Genomic DNA, 20,798 nt, shown 5'->3' with positions numbered 1-20,798 from the left:
CGGACTCCTCAGGCGTGGGCGTAGCGGTTGGCGGGGCGCGTCAAGCCGAGCAGCCCGCGCAGGGTGTCCGCCTCGTACCCGGTGCGGAACAGGCCCCGGCGCTGCAGCTCGGGCACGAGGCCGCGGGTGACCTGGCGCAGGTCGTGCGGCAGGGTCGCCGGGCGCAGTCGGAACCCGGTCAGCCCGGCCTGCTGCCAGTCGGCGAGCAGGTCGGCCAGCTGGGCCGGCGTCCCGGTGAAGACGTGCGCGTCGCTGGTGAACGCGGTGCCGGCGCGCTCGTCGAGGCGGGCCAGTCGCTCCCGGGCGGTGGTCTCCTCGTCGTCCAGCACCACCACGAGGTCGCCGAACACGTGCACGGTCTCCTCCGCGCGGCCGGCCGCGGCCTGCTCCTCGCGGACGGCGGTGACCAGCCGGGCGGCGTCCGCGGCGTCGGTGGGGGTGACGAACCCCAGGTCGGCGGACCGGCCGATCAGCCGCCACGGCACCTGCGCGTGGCCCAGGGCCGCGACGACCGGCTGGCCCTGCGGTGGGCGCGGGGTGATCGAGGGCCCGCGCACGGAGAAGGACCGGCCCTCGAAGTCGACGTAGTGCAGCTTGTCCACGTCCACGAAGCGGCCGGTGGCGGCGTCCCGGATCTCCGCGTCGTCCTCCCAGCTGTCCCAGAGCCGGCGGAGCACCTCGACGTACTCGGCCGCCTCGTCGAACAGCTCGGTGACCAGCGGCCCGGTGGCGGCGCTCGCCCGGTCGACCGGCGGGAACTCCCGCCGACCGAAGTGGGTGGCGGTGTCCGGGCGCGCGGCGACCTGCACCCGCACGCCGGCCCGGCCGGTGCTCACGTAGTCCAGCGTGGCGATGGCCTTGGACAGGTGGAAGGGCTCGGTGTGGGTGACCACGGCGGTCGGCAGGAACCCGAGGTGCCGGGTGGTGGGCGCCACCCGGGAGGCGACGAGCACCGCGTCCAGCCGGCCCCGCACCCGGTCGGTGCGGTCGTCGGGGGTGAACGGGTCGTCGGACTGCAGGTTCAGCGCGTCCTCGATGGTCACCGCGTCGAGCAGGCCGGCCTCTGCCTCGGCGGCGAGGTCCACCCAGTACCCGGCGCGCAGCAGCTCGCGGGGTCGGGCGTCGGGCTCGCGCCAGGCGGCGGGGTGCCAGCCGGCACCGTCGAGAGCGGCGACCAGGTGCAGCGGGGTCGGGGTCATGTCGTCTCCGGTTCGGCTGGGCGCGCCCCGGGCAGCGGGGGGCGTCCCCCGGCCGGTGGGCGGGCGACGGTCTTCGGTGGCACAGGGCTCTCCTCGTGCGGCGTCCACGCTTGCGGAGGGGTGGCCTCCGCCGGGTCATCACCTGGGGCACCCCGCCGTAGAGGAGGGTTGCCGGTCAGCGAGCCAGGGCTTGTCGCTGACGCTCTCGACCGGCTCCGACGCTAACCACGCCCGGGCCCGCTGTCCAATCCCCACTCAGTCGATCGGGTTTGACGGGTATCGCCGGCGCATGGCACCCTGACGTCAGGTCACGAGTGCCAGCGCGAAGCCCCGGCTCGCTGGTCGGCAACCCTTCCACCGCGATGGGGTGCTCCGGGTGACGACCTGGCGGCTGCGCAGTGCAGCCGCAAGCGCGGGTCCCGCCAGGCGCGGGCCCCTGACGGCCAGGAGCTCCTCGATGTCCACCGCACTCGACCGCCGCACCGCCCCGCTGCTGCCCACCACGGGCGCGGACACCCTCGTCCCGCTGGTCGACGGCAACACCGCCACGTACGCCAACCTCGACGTCGCGGCCAGCGCCCCCGCGCTGGCCGCGGTCGCGGCCCGGGTCGCCGAGGCGCTGCCGCTCTACGCCAGCGTGCACCGCGGTGCCGGGTACCTCTCCCAGGTCTCCACCGCCCTGTACGAGTCGGCCCGGGACACCGTCGCCGCGTTCGTCGGCGCCCGCGCCGATGACGTCTGCGTGCTGACCCGCAACACCACCGACGCGCTGTCGGTGCTCGCCGGCTGCCTGCCCGTCGACGGCGCCGTCCTCGTGCTGGACGTCGAGCACCACGCCGACCTGCTGCCCTGGCAGCAGCGCTCCCGCGAGCTCTGCGACGTGCTCACCGCGGCGCCGACGGTGGCCGGCACCCTCGACCTGCTGGCCGACGCGCTGGCCGCCCGCCGGTACGTGCTGGTCGCCGTCACCGGCGCCTCGAACGTGACGGGGGAGTCCCTCCCGCTGCGCCGGGTCACCGAGCTGGCCCACGCCGCGGGGGCGCTCGTGCTGGTCGACGGCGCGCAGCTGGTCCCGCACCGCCGGTTCTCCCTGGCCGACTCCGGCGCCGACTGGGTCGCCTTCTCCGGCCACAAGGCCTACGCCCCGTTCGGCACCGGCGCCCTGGTCGGGCGCCGCGACTGGCTGGACTCCGGCCGGCCGTACCTGCCCGGTGGCGGGGCCGTCGCCCAGGTCGAGGTGGCGGCGACGACCTGGGTGCCCGCGCCCCACCGGCACGAGGGCGGCTCGCCCAACGTGCTGGGGGCCGTCGCCCTGGCCGCGGCCTGCGACGCGTTGGCCGCGTTGGCCCCGGGCGCCCTGGAGGACCACGAGCGGGCCCTGCGCACCCGGCTGGTCGCCGGACTGGGGGCCGTCCCCGGTGTCCGGCTGCTGCGCATCTGGTCGGACTCCGTCGACCCCACCGGCGTCGTCAGCTTCACCGTGGAGGGCGCCGACCCCGGGCTGGTGGCCGCGTTCCTGTCCGCCGAGCACGGCATCGGGGTGCGCGACGGCCGCTTCTGCGCGCACCCGCTGCTGGCCCGGCTCGGCGTGCCCGGCGGTGCGCTGAGGGCCAGCGTGGGGGTCGGCACGTCCTCGGCCGACGTCGACCGGCTGGTCGCCGCGGTGGCCCGGTTCGTCGCCGTCGGCCCCGCCGTGGAGTACGCGGTCGTCGACGGTCGGTACCAGCCGGTGGCCGACCCGCGGCCGCTGGCCGGGCTGGCCGGGGCCGACCTGTCGGCCGTCGCCCGCGGCGCCGGTTGCGGGCCCGCGCCGGCTCGCTGAACCGCACCCCAGACCCCCGCCGAACCCGGCGGAGAGCACGTCCACGACCCGAGGAGCACCCAGCATGGCCACCCGTCCCAAGGCGAGCGTCGTTCCCTTCACCCACCACGCGGAGGGCAGCGGCGTCGGCCAGCAGATCACCGTGGGCGGCGACGCCGGCCACGTGTTCGACGTCGACACCTACCCGGCCTTCGGCGGCGCGGACGCCTCGCCGAGCCCGCTGTCCTACGTGCTCGCGGCGTTGAGCTCCTGCAACCAGATCACCGCCTCGATCGTCGCCAAGGAGCTCGGGGTGACCCTGGGCGCCTGGACCTTCGACGTCCAGGGCGACCTCGACACCGCCGTCATGGTCGGTGGCGAGGACGGCAACGCCAACTTCGACTCCGTCACCGTGCGGGCCACCGTGGCCACCGACGCCGACGAGGAGACCTTCGCGAAGCTGCAGGCCGAGACCGAGCGCCGCTGCCCGGTCACCCAGCTCTTCGTGCGTTCCGGCCTGGAGTACACCGCCGACTGGGTCGCCCAGCCGCTCTCCTGACGCGCAAGCACGAGGGGCCCGGGACCGTGACGGTCCCGGGCCCCTCTGCGTGCGCAGGTCAGCTGGCGACGGTGGGGTTCACCTCCGGGGCCTCGACGGCCTCGTCGGACAGGCCCCAGCGCTCCAGCGTCCCGGCGTACGTGCCGTCGTCGAAGGCGTTCTGCAGCGAGGCCTCGACGGCCTCGGCCAGGCCGTTGCCCTTGAGCACGGTGGCCGCCACGTAGGTCGTGTTCGGCCAGCCGGCGTTCACCGAGCCGACGATCTCCAGGTCACCGACGGACTCCTGGTAGACCGCGTTGGGGTTGGGGCCGATGTAGGTGTCCAGCCGGCCGGACTGGATGGCCAGCAGGGCGTCGGCGGCGCTGACGTAGTAGTCCAGCGTCGCCGGCTCCTCCCCGGCCGCCTCGAGCTCGGCGTTCCAGTCCAGCAGGATGCGCTCCTGGTTGGTGCCCGAACCGACGCCCACCCGCAGGCCCGAGATGCCCGCGGCGTCGGTGATGTCCAGCCCGCTGTCGGGGGCGGCGATGAAGGCCATGATCCCCTGGCGGTAGGTGGCGAAGTCGAACAGCTGCAGCCGCTCGGCGTTCACCCCCACGTTGGAGAAGACGGCCTCCAGGTCGCCGGACTGCACGCCCAGCGGCCACGCCTCCCAGGTGGTGTTGACGATCTCGAGCTCCAGGCCGAGACCGTCGGCGACCAGCTGGGCGATGTCGACCTCGCTGCCGACGACGGTGGCGTTGTCGTCGGCCAGGAAGCCCAGCGGGGGGTCGCCGGCGCCGTTGACGCCGACCCGCAGCACCCCGTCCTCGGCGATGTCGGCCGGCACCAGGGCGGCCGCGTCGGGGTCCTCCTCGGTCCGGATCCGGTCGGCCTGCTCCGGGGAGGTGTCCACCACCAGGGCGGTCTCGGCGGAGGTGCCACCCGCAGCGTCCGAACGGGCCTCGGCCTCGATCTCGGCGGAGCTGGTGCAGGCGGTCAGCAGCAGGACGGCGGCGACCGGCAGGGCGCCGACCAGGTGGGAGAGCTTCACGGGTGGGTCTTCCTCTTCTGGGCGTGCTTCCACGGCGGGCGACGCGGGTGCGCCGTCCGGGATCTGGGGGGGGGGGTGGGGTCAGAGGACCTTGGCCAGGAAGGCCTGGGTCCGTTCGTGCTGCGGGTGGTCGAGGACCTGCTCGGGGGTGCCCTGCTCGACCACACGGCCCTCGTCCATGAAGACGATCTGGTCGGCGGCCTGGCGGGCGAAGCCGATCTCGTGGGTGACCACGATCATCGTGGTCCCGGTGGAGGCCAGGTCGGCGATCACGGCCAGCACCTCACCGACCAGCTCGGGGTCCAGCGCCGAGGTGGGCTCGTCGAAGAGCAGGACGGCGGGCTTCATGGCCAGTGCGCGGGCGATCGCGACCCGCTGCTGCTGTCCTCCGGACAGCTGACGGGGGTGCGCGTCGGCCTTGTCGGCGAGGCCCACCCGGGCCAGCAGCTCGCGGGCCTCGGCCTCCACCTCGCGCCGGTTGCGGCCCTGGGCGGACACGGGCGCCTCGACGACGTTCTCCAGGGCGGTCAGGTGCGGGAAGAGGTTGAAGGACTGGAAGACGAAGCCGAACCGGGTGCGCTGGCGGAGCAGGTCCTTCTCCTTGAGCTCGTGCAGCTTGTCGCCCTTGCGGCGGTAGCCGACCAGCTCCCCGTCCAGTGCCACGAAGCCGCGGTCCACGGTCTCCAGGTGGTTGATCGACCTGAGCAGCGTCGACTTGCCCGACCCCGAGGGCCCGAGGACGACGGTCACGCTGCCGGGCTCGACCACCAGGTCCACGCCGTGCAGCACCTCGTTGGTCCCGAAGGACTTGTGCACCCCGTGCACCTCCACGCGACCGGGAGGCGTCTCCAGGGCGGTCATCGGGTCACCGGGTCCTGGCCCGAGGTGGAACGCACCCGCGAGATGCCCGCGGTCAGGTTGCCCCGCAGTCGTTGCAGCGGGGTCAGTGGCAGCGTGCGGACCGCGCCCTTGGCGTAGTACCGCTCCACGTAGTACTGGACCACCGTGACGACGGTGGTCAGCACGACGTACCAGATGGCGGCGACCACCAGCATCGGCAGCACCCGCTGGGTGCGGCCGTAGATGACGCTCACGGTGTAGAACAGCTCGCCCAGGGCCAGCACGTAGACGATCGAGGTGCCCTTGAACAGGCCGATGATCTCGTTGACCGCGGTGGGCACGATGGTCCGCATCGCCTGCGGCAGCACGATCTTCGTGGACTGCCGGCGCCGCGGGATGCCCAGGCTGGCGGCCGCCTCGTGCTGGCCCTGGTCGACCGAGAGGATGCCGGCCCGGACGATCTCGGCGGAGTAGGCGGCCTGGTGCAGGCCCAGGCCGAGGATGGCGGCGCCGAACTTGCCGATCAGCGACAGCGTCTCGACGCTCGCGAAGGCCGGGCCGAACGGGATCCCGATCTCCAGGGTCTGGTACAGGTAGGCGAGGTTGTACCAGAGCAGCAGCTGCAGGATCAGCGGCACGGAGCGGAACACCCAGGTGTAGCCCCAGCTGACCGAGCGCAGCAGCGGCGAGCGGGACAACCGCATCAGCGCGAGCACCGTGCCCAGGGCGAAGCCGAGCACCGCGGTGATGAGGGTGAGCTGGATGGTCGTCCAGACGCCCCGGATGATCGAGACCTCGCCGAGGTAGGCGACGACGACGTCCCACTCCCACCGTGGGTTGGTGATCAGCGAGTTCAGCACCATCGCCAGCAGCACCGCGACCACCGCGGTGGCCGCCCAGCGGCCGGGGTTCTTCGCCTTGACCACGGTGAACTGGTCGTAGGGCGTGCCCGCGGGTGGGACGGCGGACTCCGACGGGCGGGTCTGCAGGGCGGTCATCGCGGGTCTCCGGCGTCGAGCAGGGGGGATCGGGACATGCGGGAACTCCAGGGGAGGGGTCGTCGGAGGCCCCCGGGTCGGACCGGGGGAGGGGGGCGCGGTCGGGTCAGCGACAGAGCGCGCTGTCGGTGCGGACCAGGTCGATGACCGGCCGCCCGACCAGGAGGAGCGCAGGACGCACCGCGGACCGCTGGGCGGTCGTGGGGTGGGTCATGGCGGTCTCCTCGTCCCCCGCCGTAGCGGGGCTGCGCTTGCGACAGTCGTGCGCCGTCGCCAGGTCGTCACCCGGGGCACCCCACCGCAGCGGAGGGTTGCCGACCAGCGAGCCGGGGCTTGCAGCTGGTACTCAGGACCTGAGGAGAAGTTAGGACCTCGGATGCTCAGTCGTCAAATCCGATCGACTTGGTGGAGAATGAGGTCGTCCGCCCGCCCCGGAGAGGAGGTCCCCGTGCCCGACCAGCCGCTCGTCCGCCGTCGGCACGTCGACCTCCGGCGCACCGGCAGCGCGCTCTGTCGCCCGGCCTGAGCCCGCGCCCATCGTCCGTCTCCAGCTCCGGAGCGCCCCCGTGACCAGCACGTCCGCACTCACCGTCGCCCTCGTCGGGGCCGGTCCCACCGCACTCGGCGTCCTCGAGCGGCTCCTCGCCCACGCCGACGGGCGCAGTCTCGACGTGCACCTCGTCGACCCGTTCCCGCCCGGCGCGGGACGGGTCTGGCGGACCGAGCAGTCCGACCTGCTGTGGGCCAACTCGCTGGTGCGGGACGTGACCGTGCTCCCCGACGACTCGGTCACCGTGCCCGACCGGGTGGTGACGTCGGCCACCGTGTGGGAGTGGGCCGAGCAGGTCGGGGTCGGCCTCCCCGGCCCGGTGGGCGAGCTGGCCCGCCGACTCACCCCGGCGACCTTCCCCCCGCGCACGCTGGTCAGCGCCTACCTGTCCTGGGTGCTGGACTCCCTGGCCGCCGTCCCGGGCCTGGCCCTGCACCGGCACGCCACCCGGGTCGTCGACCTCGTCGAGCACCCGCACGGCGTGGAACTGCGACTCGAGGACGGCGGGACGCTGCGCGCGGACACCGTCGTGCTCGCCCAGGGGCACCTGGACCGCACGCCCACCGACGAGGAGACCGCGCTCGCCGCAGCCGCGGCGGCGGCCGAGCTCACACACGTGCCGACCGCGTACACCGCCGACCTGGACCTCTCGGTGCTGCACCCCGGGCAGGACGTGCTCGTGCGCGGTGCCGGGCTGGCCTTCGTCGACCTGGTCACCCTGCTTACCGGTGGGCGCGGTGGCGTCCACGAGCGGGACGCCGACGGCCGGCTGGTCTACCGCCCCTCGGGCGCGGAGCCGGTGCTGCACGTGGGCTCCCGCCGGGGCACCCCCTACAAGGCCAAGCTGGGCTACCCGTGGGCCGGGCCGCCGGTGCCGCTGCGGTTCTTCACCCCCGACGCGCTCACCGCGCGCTTCGGCGACCGGCCGCTGGACCTGCGCGCCGACCTCGCCCCGGTGATCGCCCGGGAGCTGGGCTGGGCGCACCACACCGAGCTGTTCCGGGCCCACCCGGAGCGGGTCGCGATGCCGTGGGCGGAGTTCGCCGAGGCGTACGCGGCCACCGACGACCCGACCGAGCTGGTCGCTGCCGCCGTCCCCGACCCCGCCGACCGGTTCGACCTGGCCCGGCTGGACCGGCCGTTGGCCGGCGCACGGTTCTCCTCCGACGAGGAGCTCCAGGAGTGGGTGCGCGGCTACGTCCGCGCCGACCTCGCCCGGGCCGCCGACCCCGCACACAGCGCCGACCAGGCGGTGTTCACCGCGCTGCTGTTCTGCCACGGGACCATCGCCGGGCTGGTGCGGGCCGGCCGGCTGACCCCCCGCTCCGAGCGGGAGGACGTCAGCGGCTGGTGGATGAACCTGTTCAGCCACCTGGCCAGCGGCCCGCCGTCCCCGCGGCTGGAAGAGCTCCTCGCGCTGTCCGAGGCCGGTGTCGTCCGGTTCACCGGCGCCGACACCGTCGTGGGTCTGGAGGACTCCCGCTGGGTCGCCCGCTCGTCGAGCACCGACACGGTGACGACGGCGACCGCGCTGGTCGAGGCCCGGGTGCCGGCCGTCGACGTCGGGCGCACCACCGACCCGCTGCTGCGGGCGCTGCTGGCGCGCGGGGTGGCCGCGGAGCAGGCCGGCTCGGGCCGGCTGCACGTGGACGCCGCGTTCCGGCTGGTGTCCGCGCAGGGCATGCCCTCGGCGCGGGTGTCCGCAGTCGGGTTCTGGACGTCGGGGGCGCAGGTCGCGGCCTTCGCCCGGCCGGGCACGAACGCGCCCTTCTTCCACCAGAACGACGCGCTGGCCGCCGCGCTGTGGTCGGCGGCGGTCCGGGTGACGACGGTGCGCGCCGCCTGAGGGTCAGAGGGCGGGCAGCAGGGAGCCCAGCACCGGGTCCCACTCGGCGACGGTCGAGGAGGCCACCACGCCGCGCACGCTGAACGGGTCGGCGTCGACCCAGCCCCGCACCTGCGCCTCGTCGTCGGCCCGGAACACCAGCAGCGCGCCGGCCGGGGCGTCGGCGCCGAAGGGCCCGGACAGCAGCAGCGACCCGGCCTCGGCCAGGCCCCGGAGGAACTCGCGGTGCTCGGCGCGGACGGCGTCACGGGTGGCCACGTCGTCGGTGTAGCGGTAGGTCACGGCGACGATCACGTCGGTCTCCTCGGGTGCGGTGGCAGGGCCTGACGATCCTCTCCCGCCCGGGCGGCTCCACCCCCATCGGCCCCGGGGAGTGCAGGATGGGCACAGACCCCGCGTCAAACCACGGCGCGAACCGGTCCGGGCACCCGCCGGTGCCCTGGAGTCCACCCCGATGACCGAACCCCTCGTCAGCCCGGCCCGGGCGCACGAGCTGAGCGGCCTGGGCGCCGACGCGCTCTGGGTCGAGTACCTGACCCTCGGCGGCAACCGACCCCGGGCCGAGTTCGTGGGCTGGCTGGCCGACCGCGAACCCGGGCTGGACGAGCACGAGGTGCTGGTCGCCGTCCGCGCCCTGGACGTCGTGCTGGCCTCCCGCGGGCTGCCGCACCGGGTGCGCGCCGCCGGCTGAACCCGGCCGGGCGACGGTGTGCAACCCACCTGCAACGCAGGTGTGGAACGCCCGTGCGAAGGTGGGTCGGTGAGTCAGCCCACAACTGCGTCGTCCCGCCCGGCCGAGACCCTGCCGGCCGATCCCGACGCCCTCGCCGCGGCGCTGCAGGCCACCGGCTACCTGCCCGACGAGGGCCTGGCCACCGCCGCACACCTGGCGCTGGCGATGGGCCGGCCGCTGTTCCTGGAGGGCGAGGCCGGGGTCGGCAAGACCGCCCTGGCGCACGCGCTCGCCGAGGTCACCGGCCGGCCGATGTACCGGCTGCAGTGCTACGAGGGCCTCGAGGCCAGTCAGGCGCTCTACGACTGGGACTTCGGCCGTCAGCTCCTGCACCTGCGGGCCGCCGAGGCCGCCGGCTCCACCGGCGACGTGCAGCAGCTCGAGGCCGGGCTCTACGACCGGCGCTTCCTGCTGGCCCGCCCGCTGCTGCAGGCCCTCGAGGACGCCCCGTCGGTGCTGCTCATCGACGAGATCGACCGCGCGGACGACGAGTTCGAGGCCTTCCTGCTCGAGCTGCTCAGCGACTTCACCATCTCGATCCCTGAGCTGGGCACCGTGCGCGCGGCCAGCCCGCCGCTGGTGGTGCTCACCTCCAACCGCACCCGTGAGGTGCACGACGCCCTCAAGCGCCGCTGCCTCTACCACTGGCTGGAGCACCCGGACTTCGAGCGCGAGGTGGCGATCCTGCGCCAGCGCCTCCCCGAGGTCACCGAGACCCTGGCCCGCCAGGTCGCCCGGGCGACGGCGAAGCTGCGCAGCCTGGACCTGCTCAAGCCCCCCGGCATCGCCGAGGCGATGGACTGGGCCACCGCGCTGCACACCCTGGGCGCCCGCGAGCTGGACCCCGAGACCGGGGCACGCACCCTCGGCGCCGTCCTGAAGTACCGCGAGGACACCGACCGGGTGCGGGCGCTCACCCGGGGAGCGCTCTTCGGTGGCTCCTAGCGCCGGCACCCGGGACGTCGTCGACGTCGTCCTGGGGTTCGCCCGCACGCTCCGGCACGCCGGGGGCGGCGCGTCCCCGGACCGGGTCGAGGCGATGCTGCAGGCCGTCGGGCACCTCGACGTGCTCGACGCGACCGACGTCTACTGGGCCGGCCGGCTGACGCTGTGCGCGAGCCCGGACGACCTGGACCGCTACGACGCCGCGTTCGCCGCCTACTTCGCCGGCGAGGCCCCCCGGAAGCCGCAGAAGTCGGCGCAGCAGGAGCAGCGGATGGCCGAGTCGGCGCCGCTGTCGGCCTCGGACGCCGGGAGCGGTGAGGACACCGAGGAGGCCCCCGACCTCAAGGCCGCGGCCAGCGAGGACGAGGTGCTGCGCACCCGGGACGTCTCGGAGCTGAGCATCGCCGAGCGCGACCAGCTGCGCCGGCTGTTCGCGCTGCTGGTGCCGGCTGCCCCGATGCGGCCCTCGCGGCGGCGGCGTCCGGACCTGCACGGGCAGGTGCACCCCGGGCGCACGGTCCGGCGGGCGTTGCGGGACGGCGGGGAGATCACCCGGCTGCAGCACCGGCGGGCCCGGCCGCGGCCGCGGCGGGTGGTGCTGCTGGTCGACGTGTCGGGCTCGATGAGCCCGTACGCCGACGCGCTGCTGCGCTTCGCGCACGCCGCGGTGCGGGCGCGCCCGGCGTCCACCGAGGTGTTCACCATCGGCACCCGGCTGACCCGGGTGACCCGGGAGATGCGGCTGCGCGATCCGGACAAGGCGCTGGCCGCGAGCGGGCACGCCATCCCGGACTGGTCGGGTGGCACCCGGATCGGCGAGGTGCTCAAGGCCTTCCTGGACCGCTGGGGCCAGCGCGGCACCGCCCGTGGGGCGGTCGTCGTGCTGTGCAGCGACGGCTGGGAACGCGGGGGCACCGAGCTGCTCGCCGAGCAGATGCGCCGGCTGCACCGGCTGGCGCACAGCGTGGTGTGGGTGAACCCGCACAAGGGCCGGGTCGGCTACGAGCCGCTCACCGGCGGGATGCAGGCGGCCCTGCCGGCTGTTGACCACTTCGTCGCCGGGCACAGCCTCGCGGCCTTCGAGGAACTGGCAGGAGTGATCGAGAATGCCTGAAGGACCCCGGTCCCCCCACCACTCGCAGGCTCGCGGCGGGCCCCTGACCGGCGCCACACCACGAGAGGAATCTGACGATGCGTGATGTCCTGGACGACCTGGTCGGTTGGTGGCGGGCGGGGGAGACCGTCGGCATGGGCACCGTGGTGGCCACCTGGCGCTCCGCGCCGCGCCCGGCCGGGGCCTCGATGCTCGTGGGCCCCGACGGCACCGCGGTGGGCAGCGTGTCCGGCGGCTGCGTCGAGGGCGCGGTCTACGAGGAGGCCAAGGACGTCGTGGCCTCGGGTGACCCCACCCTGGAGCGCTACGGCGTCAGCGACGACGACGCCTTCGCCGTGGGACTGACCTGCGGCGGGATCCTCGACGTCTACGTGGAGTCGATCTCGCAGGAGACGTTCCCGGAGCTGGGCGAGGTGGCCGACTCGGTCGCCGCGCACGAGCCGGTCGCCGTCGTCACGGTGGTCAAGGGCCCCGAGGACCGGCTGGGCAACCGGCTGGTCGTGTGGCCCGACCGCACCTCGGGCTCCCTGGGTCTGCCGCGGCTGGACGAGGCCGCGGCCTCCGACATCCGCGGCATGCTCGCCGCCGGCCGCACCGCGACGCTGAACTTCGGCCACGACGGGGAGCGGCGCGGCGACGAGCTGACCCTGTTCGTGTCCTCGTTCGCCCCGCCGGCCCGGATGGTCGTCTTCGGCGCGATCGACTTCGCCGCCGCCGTCGCCCGGGTCGGTGCCTTCCTGGGGTACCGGGTCACCGTCTGCGACGCCCGCCCGGTCTTCGCCACCGCCCGCCGCTTCCCCGACGCCCACGAGGTCGTCGTCGAGTGGCCGCACAGCTACCTGCAGACCGAGGTCGACGCCGGCCGCATCGACGAGCGCACGGTGCTCTGCGTGCTCACCCACGACCCGAAGTTCGACGTCCCGCTGCTGGAGGTCGCCCTGGACCTCGACGTGGCCTACGTCGGGGCGATGGGGTCCCGGCGCACGCACGACGAGCGGATGGACCGGCTGCGCGAGGCCGGCCTGACGCCCGGGCAGCTGGACAGGCTGTCCTCGCCGATCGGGCTGGACCTGGGTGCCCGCACCCCGGAGGAGACCGCGATCTCGATCGCCGCGGAGATCATCGCCGGACGGTGGGGCGGTTCCGGTGAGCGGCTGACCGGCGCGGACGGCCCGATCCACGCCTCCGCGGACCGCTGAGCGGCCGACCCGTCGAGGTCCCCGTCGAGGTGGTCGCGCTGATGGCGTCGGCGGCGCACCGTTACGACGGCCGGCCGGGGACCACGACACCCGCGCAGGAGGCCGACCGGCGGGCCGAGCTGGAGGTGCGCGGTGGGTTCGGCGTGGTGGGTGACCGGTACGCCGGGAAGCCCGCGCACCGGGACGCCGCGGTGACCGTGCTCGACGTGGAGTCGTTGGAGGCGCTGGCCGCCGAGCTCGGGGTGCCGCCGTTCGACCCGCTGCTCGCCCGCCGGAACGTGGTGCTGCGCGGGGCGGACGTCGAGGCGCTCCGCGGGCGGGAGTTCGCGCTGGACTGCGGTGCGGGGGAGGTGCGGCTGCTCGGTGGCCGGGCGGCGAACCCGTGCCGGTGGATGGACGTCGTGCTGGCGCCGGGGGCCCACCGCGGGATGCGGGGGCGGGGTGGGGTGCGGTGCCGACCGTTGTCCGACGGGGTGCTGAGGCTCGGGCCGGCGGTGCTGAGGATCGCGCCCGTGGAGTGACGGGCGACACGCAGGGACCGTCGAGTCGTCTGTCCGTAGTCGTTCCGATACTTTCAGTACCGACACGGGGGCGTCGCTCCCCGGTACCGACCCCGAGGAGCGTGCCGTGCCCCCGATGAGCCCCCTCCCCGACCGGCGGCGTCGGTGACCGCGTCCGTGCGCCCGCTGCCGGTGGGCGCGATCGCCCCGTTCGTGCTGCCCGCCGACGGTGGGTCGCTGGCCGCCGACCTGCACGAGCTGGCCCGGGTGTGGTCCTCCGCGCCGGACGCGGCCGAGCTCCGCGCGCTGCCCGCCGACCCCTCGGCCCGGGCGCACGAGGAGCTGCTGCGCGGCGCGGACCGGGTCGTCGACGAGGGCCTGGCCCTGCTGCTGCAGCGGGCCCGCGACCGCGGCGAGGGGGTGCCGCTGCGCCCGACGTGGGTCGCCGTCCGCACGGTGCGCGGGTTGCTGGTGAGCCGGCTGCTGGGCCGACCCCTGGACCCGGCCGTCGTGCCGGACCTCGTCGACCGGGTGCTGCTGCCCCTGCTGCGCAGCGGTCTGCACCCGGTCTGACCCACCCCTGGCCTGCGGGCCCGGCGTGGTCCGGGTGATGATCGTCACGACCCACCCGGACAGTCCCACTGGAGTGACGTGACCGCCCTGCCCGCACCGCCCGCCCCCACGAGCCCGGTCATCGGCCTGCGCAAGGAGCGCGAGGTGCTCACCGTCGCGCTGCGGACCAACCGGCACGTGGTCCTCGAGGGCCCGCCCGGCACCGGCAAGTCGACGCTGCTGCGCTCGATCGCCGCCGACGTCGGCACCGAGGTGGTCTTCGTCGAGGGCAACGCCGAGCTCACCCCCGCCCGGCTGGTGGGCCAGTACGACCCGTCGGCGGTGATGACCGACGGGTACGTGCCCAGCAGCTTCACCGACGGGCCGCTGCTGACCGCGATGCGCGGTTCGGGACTGCTCTACCTCGAGGAGCTGAACCGGATCCCCGAGGAGACGCTGAACGTCCTCATCACGGTGCTCACCGAGGGCGAGATCGCCGTGCCCCGGCTCGGCCGGGTGCGCGCGGCCAGCGGGTTCCGGCTCATCGCGGCGATGAACCCCTTCGACGCGATCGGCACCGCCCGGGTCGGTCAGGCCATCGCCGACCGGATGTGCCGGGTGGTCCTGGGCTACCAGGGGCCCGACGCCGAGCGGGCGATCGTCGGGCAGGTGACCGGCGGGGACCCCGCGTCCATCGGCTTCTCGGTGCGGATGGTGCGGGCCACCCGGGAGCACCGCGACCTGCGGATGGGCTCCTCGGTGCGCGGTGCGATCGACCTGGTGATGCTGCTGGGCGGGCTGCTGGAGATCCGCGGGGGCGGCGGGCTGGGTGCCGACGGTGCCCGGGAGACCGCCCGGGACGCCGCGCACGCCGCGTTGTCGGGCCGGGTCAAGGTCGTCGACGGCGTCGAGCGGACCCCGGAGTCGGTGATCGACGCGATCCTGGACGACGTCTGGCCGGCCGAGGGGCCACCGCCGGAGGAGGACCCGGGGGACTCCGAGGGGTCCGAGCAGCAGCAGGGCGACCCGGGAGCGGCCGACCCAAAAGGGGGCGGCCCGCAGGCTGACCAGCCTGCGGGCCCCGAGTCCGCCAGCTCCGCCCGTCGGGAGTCCTCGGCCAGCCGGCGGCAGAACCCCCGTCAGCAGATGCAGCAGCAGCACGAGGCCTTCGACGACGTGAGCCCGGAGGTGGGCGAGCTCGACGAGGAGGCCTTCGCCTCGCTGATGGCCGAGGACCCCGACGCCGCGGCGGCGCTGCTGGCCGATCTCGCGCTGGCCACCGACCGGGAGCTGCGCGACGCGGCCCGGCGGCTGGCCTCGCGGGTGTTCATCCAGGTCGGCCGGGTGGGCAGCACGCGCAACCGGGGCACCCGGCGGCTGGTGCCCAACCGGCGGGCCGACGGCGACCTGGACCTCGACCGCACGCTGGACCGCTGGACCGGGCAGTGGCCCCCGGCCACGGAGGACCTGGTCACCCGCACCTGGACGGGGCACCGCCGGGCGGTCTGCCTGGTGGTGGACCACTCCGGGTCGATGAACGGGCTGGGCGTGGCGATCGCGGCGATCGCCGCGGCCGGGGTGGTGCTGGCCGCGGACGAGAAGCTGGAGACCAGCGTGATCAGCTTCGCCGGCGCGGTCACCGAGCTGCAGGCGCTGGGGCAGCGCCGTCCGCCGGAGGACCTGGTCGGTCAGCTGGTCACGCTGCGCGGGCACGGCATGACCGACCTGGCGGCCGCCCTGCGGGCTGCCCGGACCCAGCTCACCCCGGCGGTGTCCGACGAGCGGATGGTCGTGCTGCTCTCGGACTGCCTGCACACCACCGGCGCCCCGCCGGAGACCGCGTTGGCCGGCATCGACCGGTTGCACGTGCTCTGCCCGCTGCCCACCGAGGAGGCCGAGGCCGCGGCCCGGGCGCTGGCCGCCCGCGGGGCCGGTCGGGCCGAGATGGTGCGCAGCGTGCTGGACATCGGCCCGGCGCTGACCCGGCTGCTGGGTTAGGCCGGGGTGCCCGTCGCCGCGGCGACCTGGTCGAGGAACCGGGTCACCGCGGCCGGGTCCTGCCCGCGTTCCCACCCCAGCGTGCTGGGCCGCTGCGCCCGGTCGTGCCAGAAGTGCTCCCCCGTCGAGGGCGGTCGGGTGGCGACCAGCCACACGGTGGTGTCCGCGCCCTCGGCAGCGGTCCGCAGCAGCGGACCGACCGCCTTCCCGAACCCCGGCAGCGAGCTGGTCACCCCCGCGGTGTCCACCCAGCCGGGGTGGGTGCTCTCCACCCGGACCCGCCGGCCGGCGAGCCGGTCGGCCCAGCGGGCGGCGAGCACGACCTGCATCCGCTTGGTCCGCGCGTAGGCCCGCACCCCGCTGTACTCCCCGGTGCGGAACTCGAGGTCGTCGTCGCGGAGCCTCGCGCCGTACATGCCGCCCGAGGACATCCAGACGACGCTCGACGCGTCGTCGACCAGGGTGTCGGCCAGCAGCGAGGTCATCAGGTGCGGCCCGAGCACGTGGACGGCCAGGGTCGTCTCGTGGCCCTGGGCGGTCTCGCTGCGCTCGGCGGGCAGCGCCCCGGCGTTGTGCACCAGCCCGTGCAGCGCGCCGACCCGGCCGGTGAAGCCGGCGGCCCAGGTGCGGACGGCGTCCAGGTCGCCGATGTCGCAGACCTCGGCCTCGACGTCGGCACCGGCGTGCTCGGCGCGCAGCCGCGCGACCAGTGCCTGCGTCTTGTCCCCGTTGCGGCCCAGCACGTGCACCGCGGCGCCGAGGGCCAGGAACCCGTCGACCATGGCCTCGCCGATGCCCGAGGTGGCCCCGGTGACCAGCACCCGCTTCCCGGCCAGCGCCCCGGCCGGGGGGTCGGCGGGCCACCAGCGGTGGCGCAGCGCCGGGCCGAGCCGGCTGTACCCGGGGACGACGAGCCGGTCGAGGACGGCGTCCAGCAGGCGGGCGGGGGCGGGGGGTCGACGCACCCGGCCAGGGTCCCAGCGTCAGGTCAGGGCAGCAGCCCGAGGGAGCGGGCGCGGACGACGGCCTCGTGGCGGGTGTGCGCGTCCAGCTTGGCCATCGCCGCGGCGAGGTAGCTCTTGACCGTCTCCGGGCGCACCGAGAGCCGGCGGGCGCTCTCGGCGTTGGAGCATCCCAGCGCCACCTGGGCGAGCACGTCGGTCTCCCGCGCCGACAGCGCCACCGCCGGGGCAGGCAGGCGCCCGCCGCCGCCCAGGGCGGCGAGCCGGGAGCACGCAGCGTGCACCCGCTCGCGCAGCGCGTCGTCGGTGAGGGCCGCGGCGACCAGGCGCAGGTCGGAGTGCACCGCCCGGACCTCCTCCAGCGAGGCGGCGTCGTGACCGCCGGGGTGCGGGCCCACCGCGGAGGCCTCCAGCATGGCCACCCGCCGGTCCACCTCGTCGCGCACCGCGAGCTCGGCGGCCATCCGGCCGGCGGCCCGGGTCAGGGAGTCACGCACCCGGTCCCCCACCGAACCCGGCTCCCGGCTGGCGGCGTAGACCACCGCGCGCGCAGCGCCGCGGACCAGCACGGGGGTGGCGACGACGGTGCACAGGCCCTCGGCGAGCACCGGGCCGTCGTAGTCGTGGGTGATGCCCCGGGCCAGGCCGTAGTCCTCCACGGCGTGCAGCCGGCCCTCGGTGAGCACCCGGCCGCCCAGGCCGGCCCCGGCGACCACGGCGAGCCCGCGCAGGTGTGCGGTCCGGGTGCCGCGCAGCTCGGTGATCCGCACCGCGTCCCGGCCGCTGGCGGCGAGGTGGGGCTGCACCTGGCCGCCGAAGGCGATCGGCAGCCCGGAGGTCCCGGCGACCTCCCGGAGGACGGCGCGCAGGGCGTCCCGGTCCGGCGGACGCAGTGCGGCGGCCCCCGGGGTGGTCATCGTCGTCCCCAGCTCGTGCGCACCGGCCTCCGTCCCCCTGCCGCGGGGTGACCCCCGTCACCCCACTGGACCACGTCCGGGACGGTGGGGCAACGGTGGGCGGCACCGGGTGCCACGTCGCTGCAACCCCCGTGACCAGCGGATCCCCGGTCGCAGGTCCAGGATCGGCAGACGTGCCGACCATCCTGCTCGTGGACGACGAGGCCGCGATCACCGACAACCTGGCGCCGTTCCTGCAGCGCAGCGGGTTCGACGTGGTCGTCGCCGCCGACGGGGACCAGGCGCTGGCCCGGGTGGCCGACGCCGCGCCGGACCTCGTGGTGCTCGACGTCCTCATGCCCGGGCGGGACGGGCGCGCGGTGCTGCGCCGGGTGCGCGAGGACGGCGGGACGGTGCCGATCATCCTGCTGACCCAGGTGGGGGAGTCGGGGGAACGGACGATGGCCCTGGAGGAGGGCGCCGACGACTACCTCAACAAGCCCTTCGACCCGCACGAGCTGGTCGCCCGCATCCGGGCCGTGCTGCGACGCGGCGCCTCGGTGGGCCCGTCCTTGGCCAGTGCCTCGCGGCTGCGCAGCGGCGCGCTGGTGCTGGACCGGGTGTCGCAGCGGGTGCTGCGGGACGGCGCGGAGGTCGTGCTGACCCCGCGGGCGGTGACCCTGCTGGCCTACCTCATGGCGCACCCCGAGGAGGCGGTCTCCCGGGAACGCCTGCTGGAGCAGGTGTGGGGCTGGTCCTTCCACAGCAGCACCCGCACGGTGGACACCCGGGTCGCCGAGCTGCGGCGGGCGCTCGAGCGGGACTCGGCCCGGCCGCAGCTGGTGGTCACCGTGCCCGGCGAGGGCTACCTGTTCCGCGGCGACGTGGTGGCCGGCTGATGGGCGGGGAGCGGTGGTACCTGTCGGCGTACCCGCGGGACTGGGTGCTGGCGGTCGGGGGGCTGGTGCTCGCCGTCGTCGTCCTGGTGCTGGTCGTGGTCCTGCTCCGGGACCGGCGGGGCCGTCGTCAGCTGGCCGCCCAGGCCGAGGCCACGGCGCGCGACCGGCGGCTGCTGCTGTCCCGGCTGGACCACGAGCTGAAGAACCCGCTGACCGCGATGCGGGCGGCCACCGCGAACGTCAGTGCCGGTCCGGGGGAGGGGCGGGAGGCGGCGGTGCGCACCATCGAGGACCAGGTGCTGCGGCTGAGCCGGCTCACCGCCGACCTGCGCAAGATCGCCGACGTCGAGGGCAGTCGGCTGGACCGTCGACCGGTCGACCTGACCGAGATCGTCGAGGAGACGGTGGACGCCGCGCGCGACCTGCCCGGGGTGGCCGAGCGCGAGCTGACGGTGGACCTGCCGCGGGCGCCCTGGCCGCTGCCCGTCGTCGTCGGGGACGCCGACCTGCTGGCCCTCGCGGTGTGGAACCTGCTGGACAACGCGGTGAAGTACACCCCTGCCGGCGGGCGGGTGGAGGTGCGCGCACGGGAGACCACCGGGCACGTGGTGCTCGAGGTGGCGGACACCGGGCAGGGCATCGCGGCCGAGGACCTGCCCCAGGTGTGGGACGAGCTCTACCGCAGCCCGGCAGCGCGGACGGTGCCCGGCAGTGGGCTGGGGCTCCCGCTCGTGCGCGCCGTCGTCGAGCGGCACGGTGGTCGGGTCGGGGTGGAGAGCCGGTTGGGCAGCGGCACCGTGGTGCGGGTGTCGCTGCCCACCGGTGGGCCCGGGAGCGGTCAGGCCGCGCCGTAGGCGTCCTGGGTGATGGTCCCGGCGTCGCAGACCGGCCCGGCCGGCCACGAGACCGACAGCGCGTCGGTCTCGTCGGGCGGGATGACGCTCAGCCGGCCGGGGGTCGCCTCGCAGTCGCCCGTGGTGGGCTCGTTCCCGGTGGGGACGACCGTCCAGGTGATCAGCGCCGACACCGCCTGCCCGGGCTGCAGGGTCACGGTGCGGGGCGTGACGGCGTCCGAGCGCACCTGGGTGGTGGGCAGCGCCGAGCCGTCCTGTCCGATCAGGCCGAGCCCGCCGTAGCCGTACACGGTGCAGGTCTCGCCACCGCTGTTGGTCAGCGTGAGGGTGGCGCCCCGGGTGCCGGCGGCGGAGTCGCCCTGGACCAGGGACCCGGACAGCTCGCTGGTGTGGCAACGGTCGGGGCCGCCCGCGGTGGTCGGGTCCGCGCCGCTGGGCTCCGGGGCCGCGGTCGCGGTGGGGGCCGCGGTGGTGCCTGCGGTGGCCGCGGGTGCACTGGTGGCGGTGCCGGCGCTGCTCGCGCTGGTGGTGCTCGTGCTGGGACGGGTGCTCGTGCCGGCCGCTGCGGCGTCGTCCGTGCCACCGAGGAAGGAGCAGGCGCTGAGCGCGAGCCCCCCGGCGAGGAGGACGGGCAGGGCCAGGCGTGTCGTTCGTGCGGTCATGACCATCATGTTGCCCCGCGCAACCATGCTTCTCACCTGCACGGACGTCACCATCGGGGAACGGCGTGTGACCGTTCGGTGACGTCCGTGCCGGTGCGGAGGTCAGCTCTTCTTGGCGGTGAGGCCCTCGAGGACCGACGCGGGGCGCTGCTGCTCGCCGGCGAAGGAGCTGACGACGACCAGGGCGCCGGTCAGGGCGGGGATGACCCACTGCAGCTTGTCCAGCTGGAGCTGTGCGGACGCGGCGTCGGCCGACGTCTTCTTCAAGGGCTTCGTGCCCGAGGAACTCGGCGCGCGGCCGGCGGAGGTCTTCTGGCCGAGCACCCGGCTGTAGCCGGTGACACCGAGCGCGGCGATGGTCAGCACCGACTTGACGGTGGACATGGTGGCGACGCCCCGCTGGTTCTTGAGCCGGTCGCGGTTGCCGCGCAGCTGGCCGACGCTGCCGATCAGGTGGGCGCCGATGGCGACGGCGTTGACCGGGGTCCAGCGGTCCCAGCCGGCGTTGGCGACGTCGCCGACGGACTGGGCGTCGCCGGCCTCGGCGGCCGCGGCGTTGAGTGCGACGGCGTTGGCGAGCGTGCCGCCGAACCAGGCGGCCAGGCCGACGTCGTGGAGCGAGCGGGACAGGGTGTTGCGGGCCATGGTGGCTCCAGACGGT

Annotated in this window: 21 protein-coding genes and 3 riboswitches; of the genes, 12 read left to right on the top strand and 9 right to left on the bottom strand. The window is 75.2% G+C overall.

Annotated elements, in window-relative coordinates:
* Window positions 1-8 precede the first annotated feature (8 nt).
* Window positions 9-1,199, bottom strand: a complete 1,191-nt coding sequence (locus tag F1C76_09025) for an LLM class flavin-dependent oxidoreductase (protein QNG36719.1) — start codon at window positions 1,197-1,199, stop codon at window positions 9-11.
* Between the two features lie 101 nt (window positions 1,200-1,300).
* Window positions 1,301-1,410, bottom strand: a riboswitch (SAM riboswitch).
* Window positions 1,411-1,505: 95 nt separating this feature from the next.
* A riboswitch (SAM riboswitch) is annotated at window positions 1,506-1,618 on the top strand.
* A 38-nt stretch (window positions 1,619-1,656) separates the two neighbouring features.
* On the opposite strand from F1C76_09025, the gene F1C76_09020 reads away from it, so the two are divergent.
* A complete protein-coding gene (locus F1C76_09020; GenBank protein QNG36718.1) occupies window positions 1,657-3,021 on the top strand; it encodes an aminotransferase class V-fold PLP-dependent enzyme in 1,365 nt (454 codons plus the stop codon).
* A gap of 64 nt (window positions 3,022-3,085) precedes the next feature.
* Window positions 3,086-3,559: an OsmC family protein gene (locus F1C76_09015; protein ID QNG36717.1), complete on the top strand. Its 474-nt coding sequence runs from the start codon at window positions 3,086-3,088 to the stop codon at window positions 3,557-3,559.
* 58 nt (window positions 3,560-3,617) lie between these two features.
* On the opposite strand, the gene F1C76_09010 is transcribed toward F1C76_09015, so the two are convergent.
* The 3 genes from F1C76_09010 to F1C76_09000 form a co-directional block, all read right to left on the bottom strand.
* Window positions 3,618-4,589 carry an ABC transporter substrate-binding protein gene (locus F1C76_09010; GenBank protein QNG36716.1) on the bottom strand — a complete coding sequence of 324 codons (972 nt, stop codon included), beginning with the start codon at window positions 4,587-4,589 and terminating at the stop codon, window positions 3,618-3,620.
* Window positions 4,590-4,670: 81 nt separating this feature from the next.
* Window positions 4,671-5,450 carry an amino acid ABC transporter ATP-binding protein gene (locus F1C76_09005; protein ID QNG36715.1) on the bottom strand — a complete coding sequence of 260 codons (780 nt, stop codon included), beginning with the start codon at window positions 5,448-5,450 and terminating at the stop codon, window positions 4,671-4,673.
* Window positions 5,447-6,427 (bottom strand): amino acid ABC transporter permease, encoded by a 981-nt coding sequence (locus F1C76_09000; protein QNG36714.1) that lies wholly within the window; start codon window positions 6,425-6,427, stop codon window positions 5,447-5,449. The genes F1C76_09005 and F1C76_09000 overlap by 4 nt, the downstream gene beginning before the upstream one ends.
* A 242-nt stretch (window positions 6,428-6,669) precedes the next feature.
* Window positions 6,670-6,781: riboswitch (SAM riboswitch) on the bottom strand.
* Between the two features lie 182 nt (window positions 6,782-6,963).
* On the opposite strand from F1C76_09000, the gene F1C76_08995 reads away from it, so the two are divergent.
* Window positions 6,964-8,823, top strand: a complete 1,860-nt coding sequence (locus tag F1C76_08995) for an FAD/NAD(P)-binding protein (GenBank protein ID QNG36713.1) — start codon at window positions 6,964-6,966, stop codon at window positions 8,821-8,823.
* 3 nt (window positions 8,824-8,826) lie between these two features.
* Here F1C76_08995 and F1C76_08990 read toward each other — a convergent pair whose 3' ends face one another.
* Window positions 8,827-9,117 (bottom strand): hypothetical protein, encoded by a 291-nt coding sequence (locus F1C76_08990; protein ID QNG36712.1) that lies wholly within the window; start codon window positions 9,115-9,117, stop codon window positions 8,827-8,829.
* Window positions 9,118-9,277: 160 nt separating this feature from the next.
* Here F1C76_08990 and F1C76_08985 point away from each other — a divergent pair, with 160 nt between their 5' ends.
* The 7 genes from F1C76_08985 (at window position 9,278) to F1C76_08955 (ending at window position 15,864) form a co-directional block, all read left to right on the top strand.
* Window positions 9,278-9,514 (top strand): hypothetical protein, encoded by a 237-nt coding sequence (locus F1C76_08985; protein QNG36711.1) that lies wholly within the window; start codon window positions 9,278-9,280, stop codon window positions 9,512-9,514.
* An 18-nt stretch (window positions 9,515-9,532) separates the two neighbouring features.
* Window positions 9,533-10,501: a MoxR family ATPase gene (locus F1C76_08980; protein QNG36710.1), complete on the top strand. Its 969-nt coding sequence runs from the start codon at window positions 9,533-9,535 to the stop codon at window positions 10,499-10,501.
* Window positions 10,491-11,615, top strand: coding sequence for a VWA domain-containing protein (locus F1C76_08975; GenBank protein ID QNG36709.1), 1,125 nt, complete (start codon window positions 10,491-10,493; stop codon window positions 11,613-11,615). The genes F1C76_08980 and F1C76_08975 overlap by 11 nt, the downstream gene beginning before the upstream one ends.
* A gap of 77 nt (window positions 11,616-11,692) precedes the next feature.
* On the top strand, window positions 11,693-12,814 hold the full coding sequence (locus F1C76_08970; protein ID QNG36708.1) for an XdhC family protein: 1,122 nt from the start codon (window positions 11,693-11,695) through the stop codon (window positions 12,812-12,814).
* A gap of 41 nt (window positions 12,815-12,855) precedes the next feature.
* Window positions 12,856-13,335 carry a molybdenum cofactor biosysynthesis protein gene (locus F1C76_08965; GenBank protein QNG39118.1) on the top strand — a complete coding sequence of 160 codons (480 nt, stop codon included), beginning with the start codon at window positions 12,856-12,858 and terminating at the stop codon, window positions 13,333-13,335.
* 144 nt (window positions 13,336-13,479) lie between these two features.
* Entirely contained in the window at window positions 13,480-13,887 is a 408-nt protein-coding gene (locus F1C76_08960) for a hypothetical protein (GenBank protein ID QNG36707.1), read from the top strand.
* A 78-nt stretch (window positions 13,888-13,965) separates the two neighbouring features.
* Window positions 13,966-15,864: a MoxR family ATPase gene (locus F1C76_08955; protein QNG36706.1), complete on the top strand. Its 1,899-nt coding sequence runs from the start codon at window positions 13,966-13,968 to the stop codon at window positions 15,862-15,864.
* Here F1C76_08955 and F1C76_08950 read toward each other — a convergent pair.
* Together F1C76_08950 and F1C76_08945 are read right to left on the bottom strand one after the other, a co-directional pair.
* Complete coding sequence (locus tag F1C76_08950) at window positions 15,861-16,829, bottom strand: SDR family NAD(P)-dependent oxidoreductase (GenBank protein ID QNG36705.1); 969 nt, start codon at window positions 16,827-16,829, stop codon at window positions 15,861-15,863. The genes F1C76_08955 and F1C76_08950 overlap by 4 nt on opposite strands.
* Window positions 16,830-16,852: 23 nt before the next feature.
* Window positions 16,853-17,743 (bottom strand): response regulator transcription factor, encoded by an 891-nt coding sequence (locus F1C76_08945; protein QNG36704.1) that lies wholly within the window; start codon window positions 17,741-17,743, stop codon window positions 16,853-16,855.
* Window positions 17,744-17,916: 173 nt separating this feature from the next.
* On the opposite strand from F1C76_08945, the gene F1C76_08940 reads away from it, so the two are divergent.
* Window positions 17,917-18,621, top strand: coding sequence for a response regulator transcription factor (locus F1C76_08940; GenBank protein QNG36703.1), 705 nt, complete (start codon window positions 17,917-17,919; stop codon window positions 18,619-18,621).
* On the top strand, window positions 18,621-19,475 hold the full coding sequence (locus F1C76_08935; protein ID QNG36702.1) for a HAMP domain-containing histidine kinase: 855 nt from the start codon (window positions 18,621-18,623) through the stop codon (window positions 19,473-19,475). The genes F1C76_08940 and F1C76_08935 overlap by 1 nt, the downstream gene beginning before the upstream one ends.
* Here F1C76_08935 and F1C76_08930 read toward each other — a convergent pair.
* A complete protein-coding gene (locus F1C76_08930; GenBank protein QNG36701.1) occupies window positions 19,460-20,137 on the bottom strand; it encodes a DUF4232 domain-containing protein in 678 nt (225 codons plus the stop codon). The two genes, F1C76_08935 and F1C76_08930, sit on opposite strands and share 16 nt — an antisense overlap.
* A gap of 102 nt (window positions 20,138-20,239) precedes the next feature.
* A complete protein-coding gene (locus F1C76_08925) occupies window positions 20,240-20,782 on the bottom strand; it encodes a hypothetical protein (GenBank protein ID QNG36700.1) in 543 nt (180 codons plus the stop codon).
* Window positions 20,783-20,798 lie beyond the last annotated feature (16 nt).

This window comes from Geodermatophilaceae bacterium NBWT11 (genome assembly GCA_014218215.1).
Classification (GTDB): domain Bacteria; phylum Actinomycetota; class Actinomycetes; order Mycobacteriales; family Geodermatophilaceae; genus Klenkia.
This window is presented reverse-complemented; position numbering and strand designations above follow the sequence as displayed.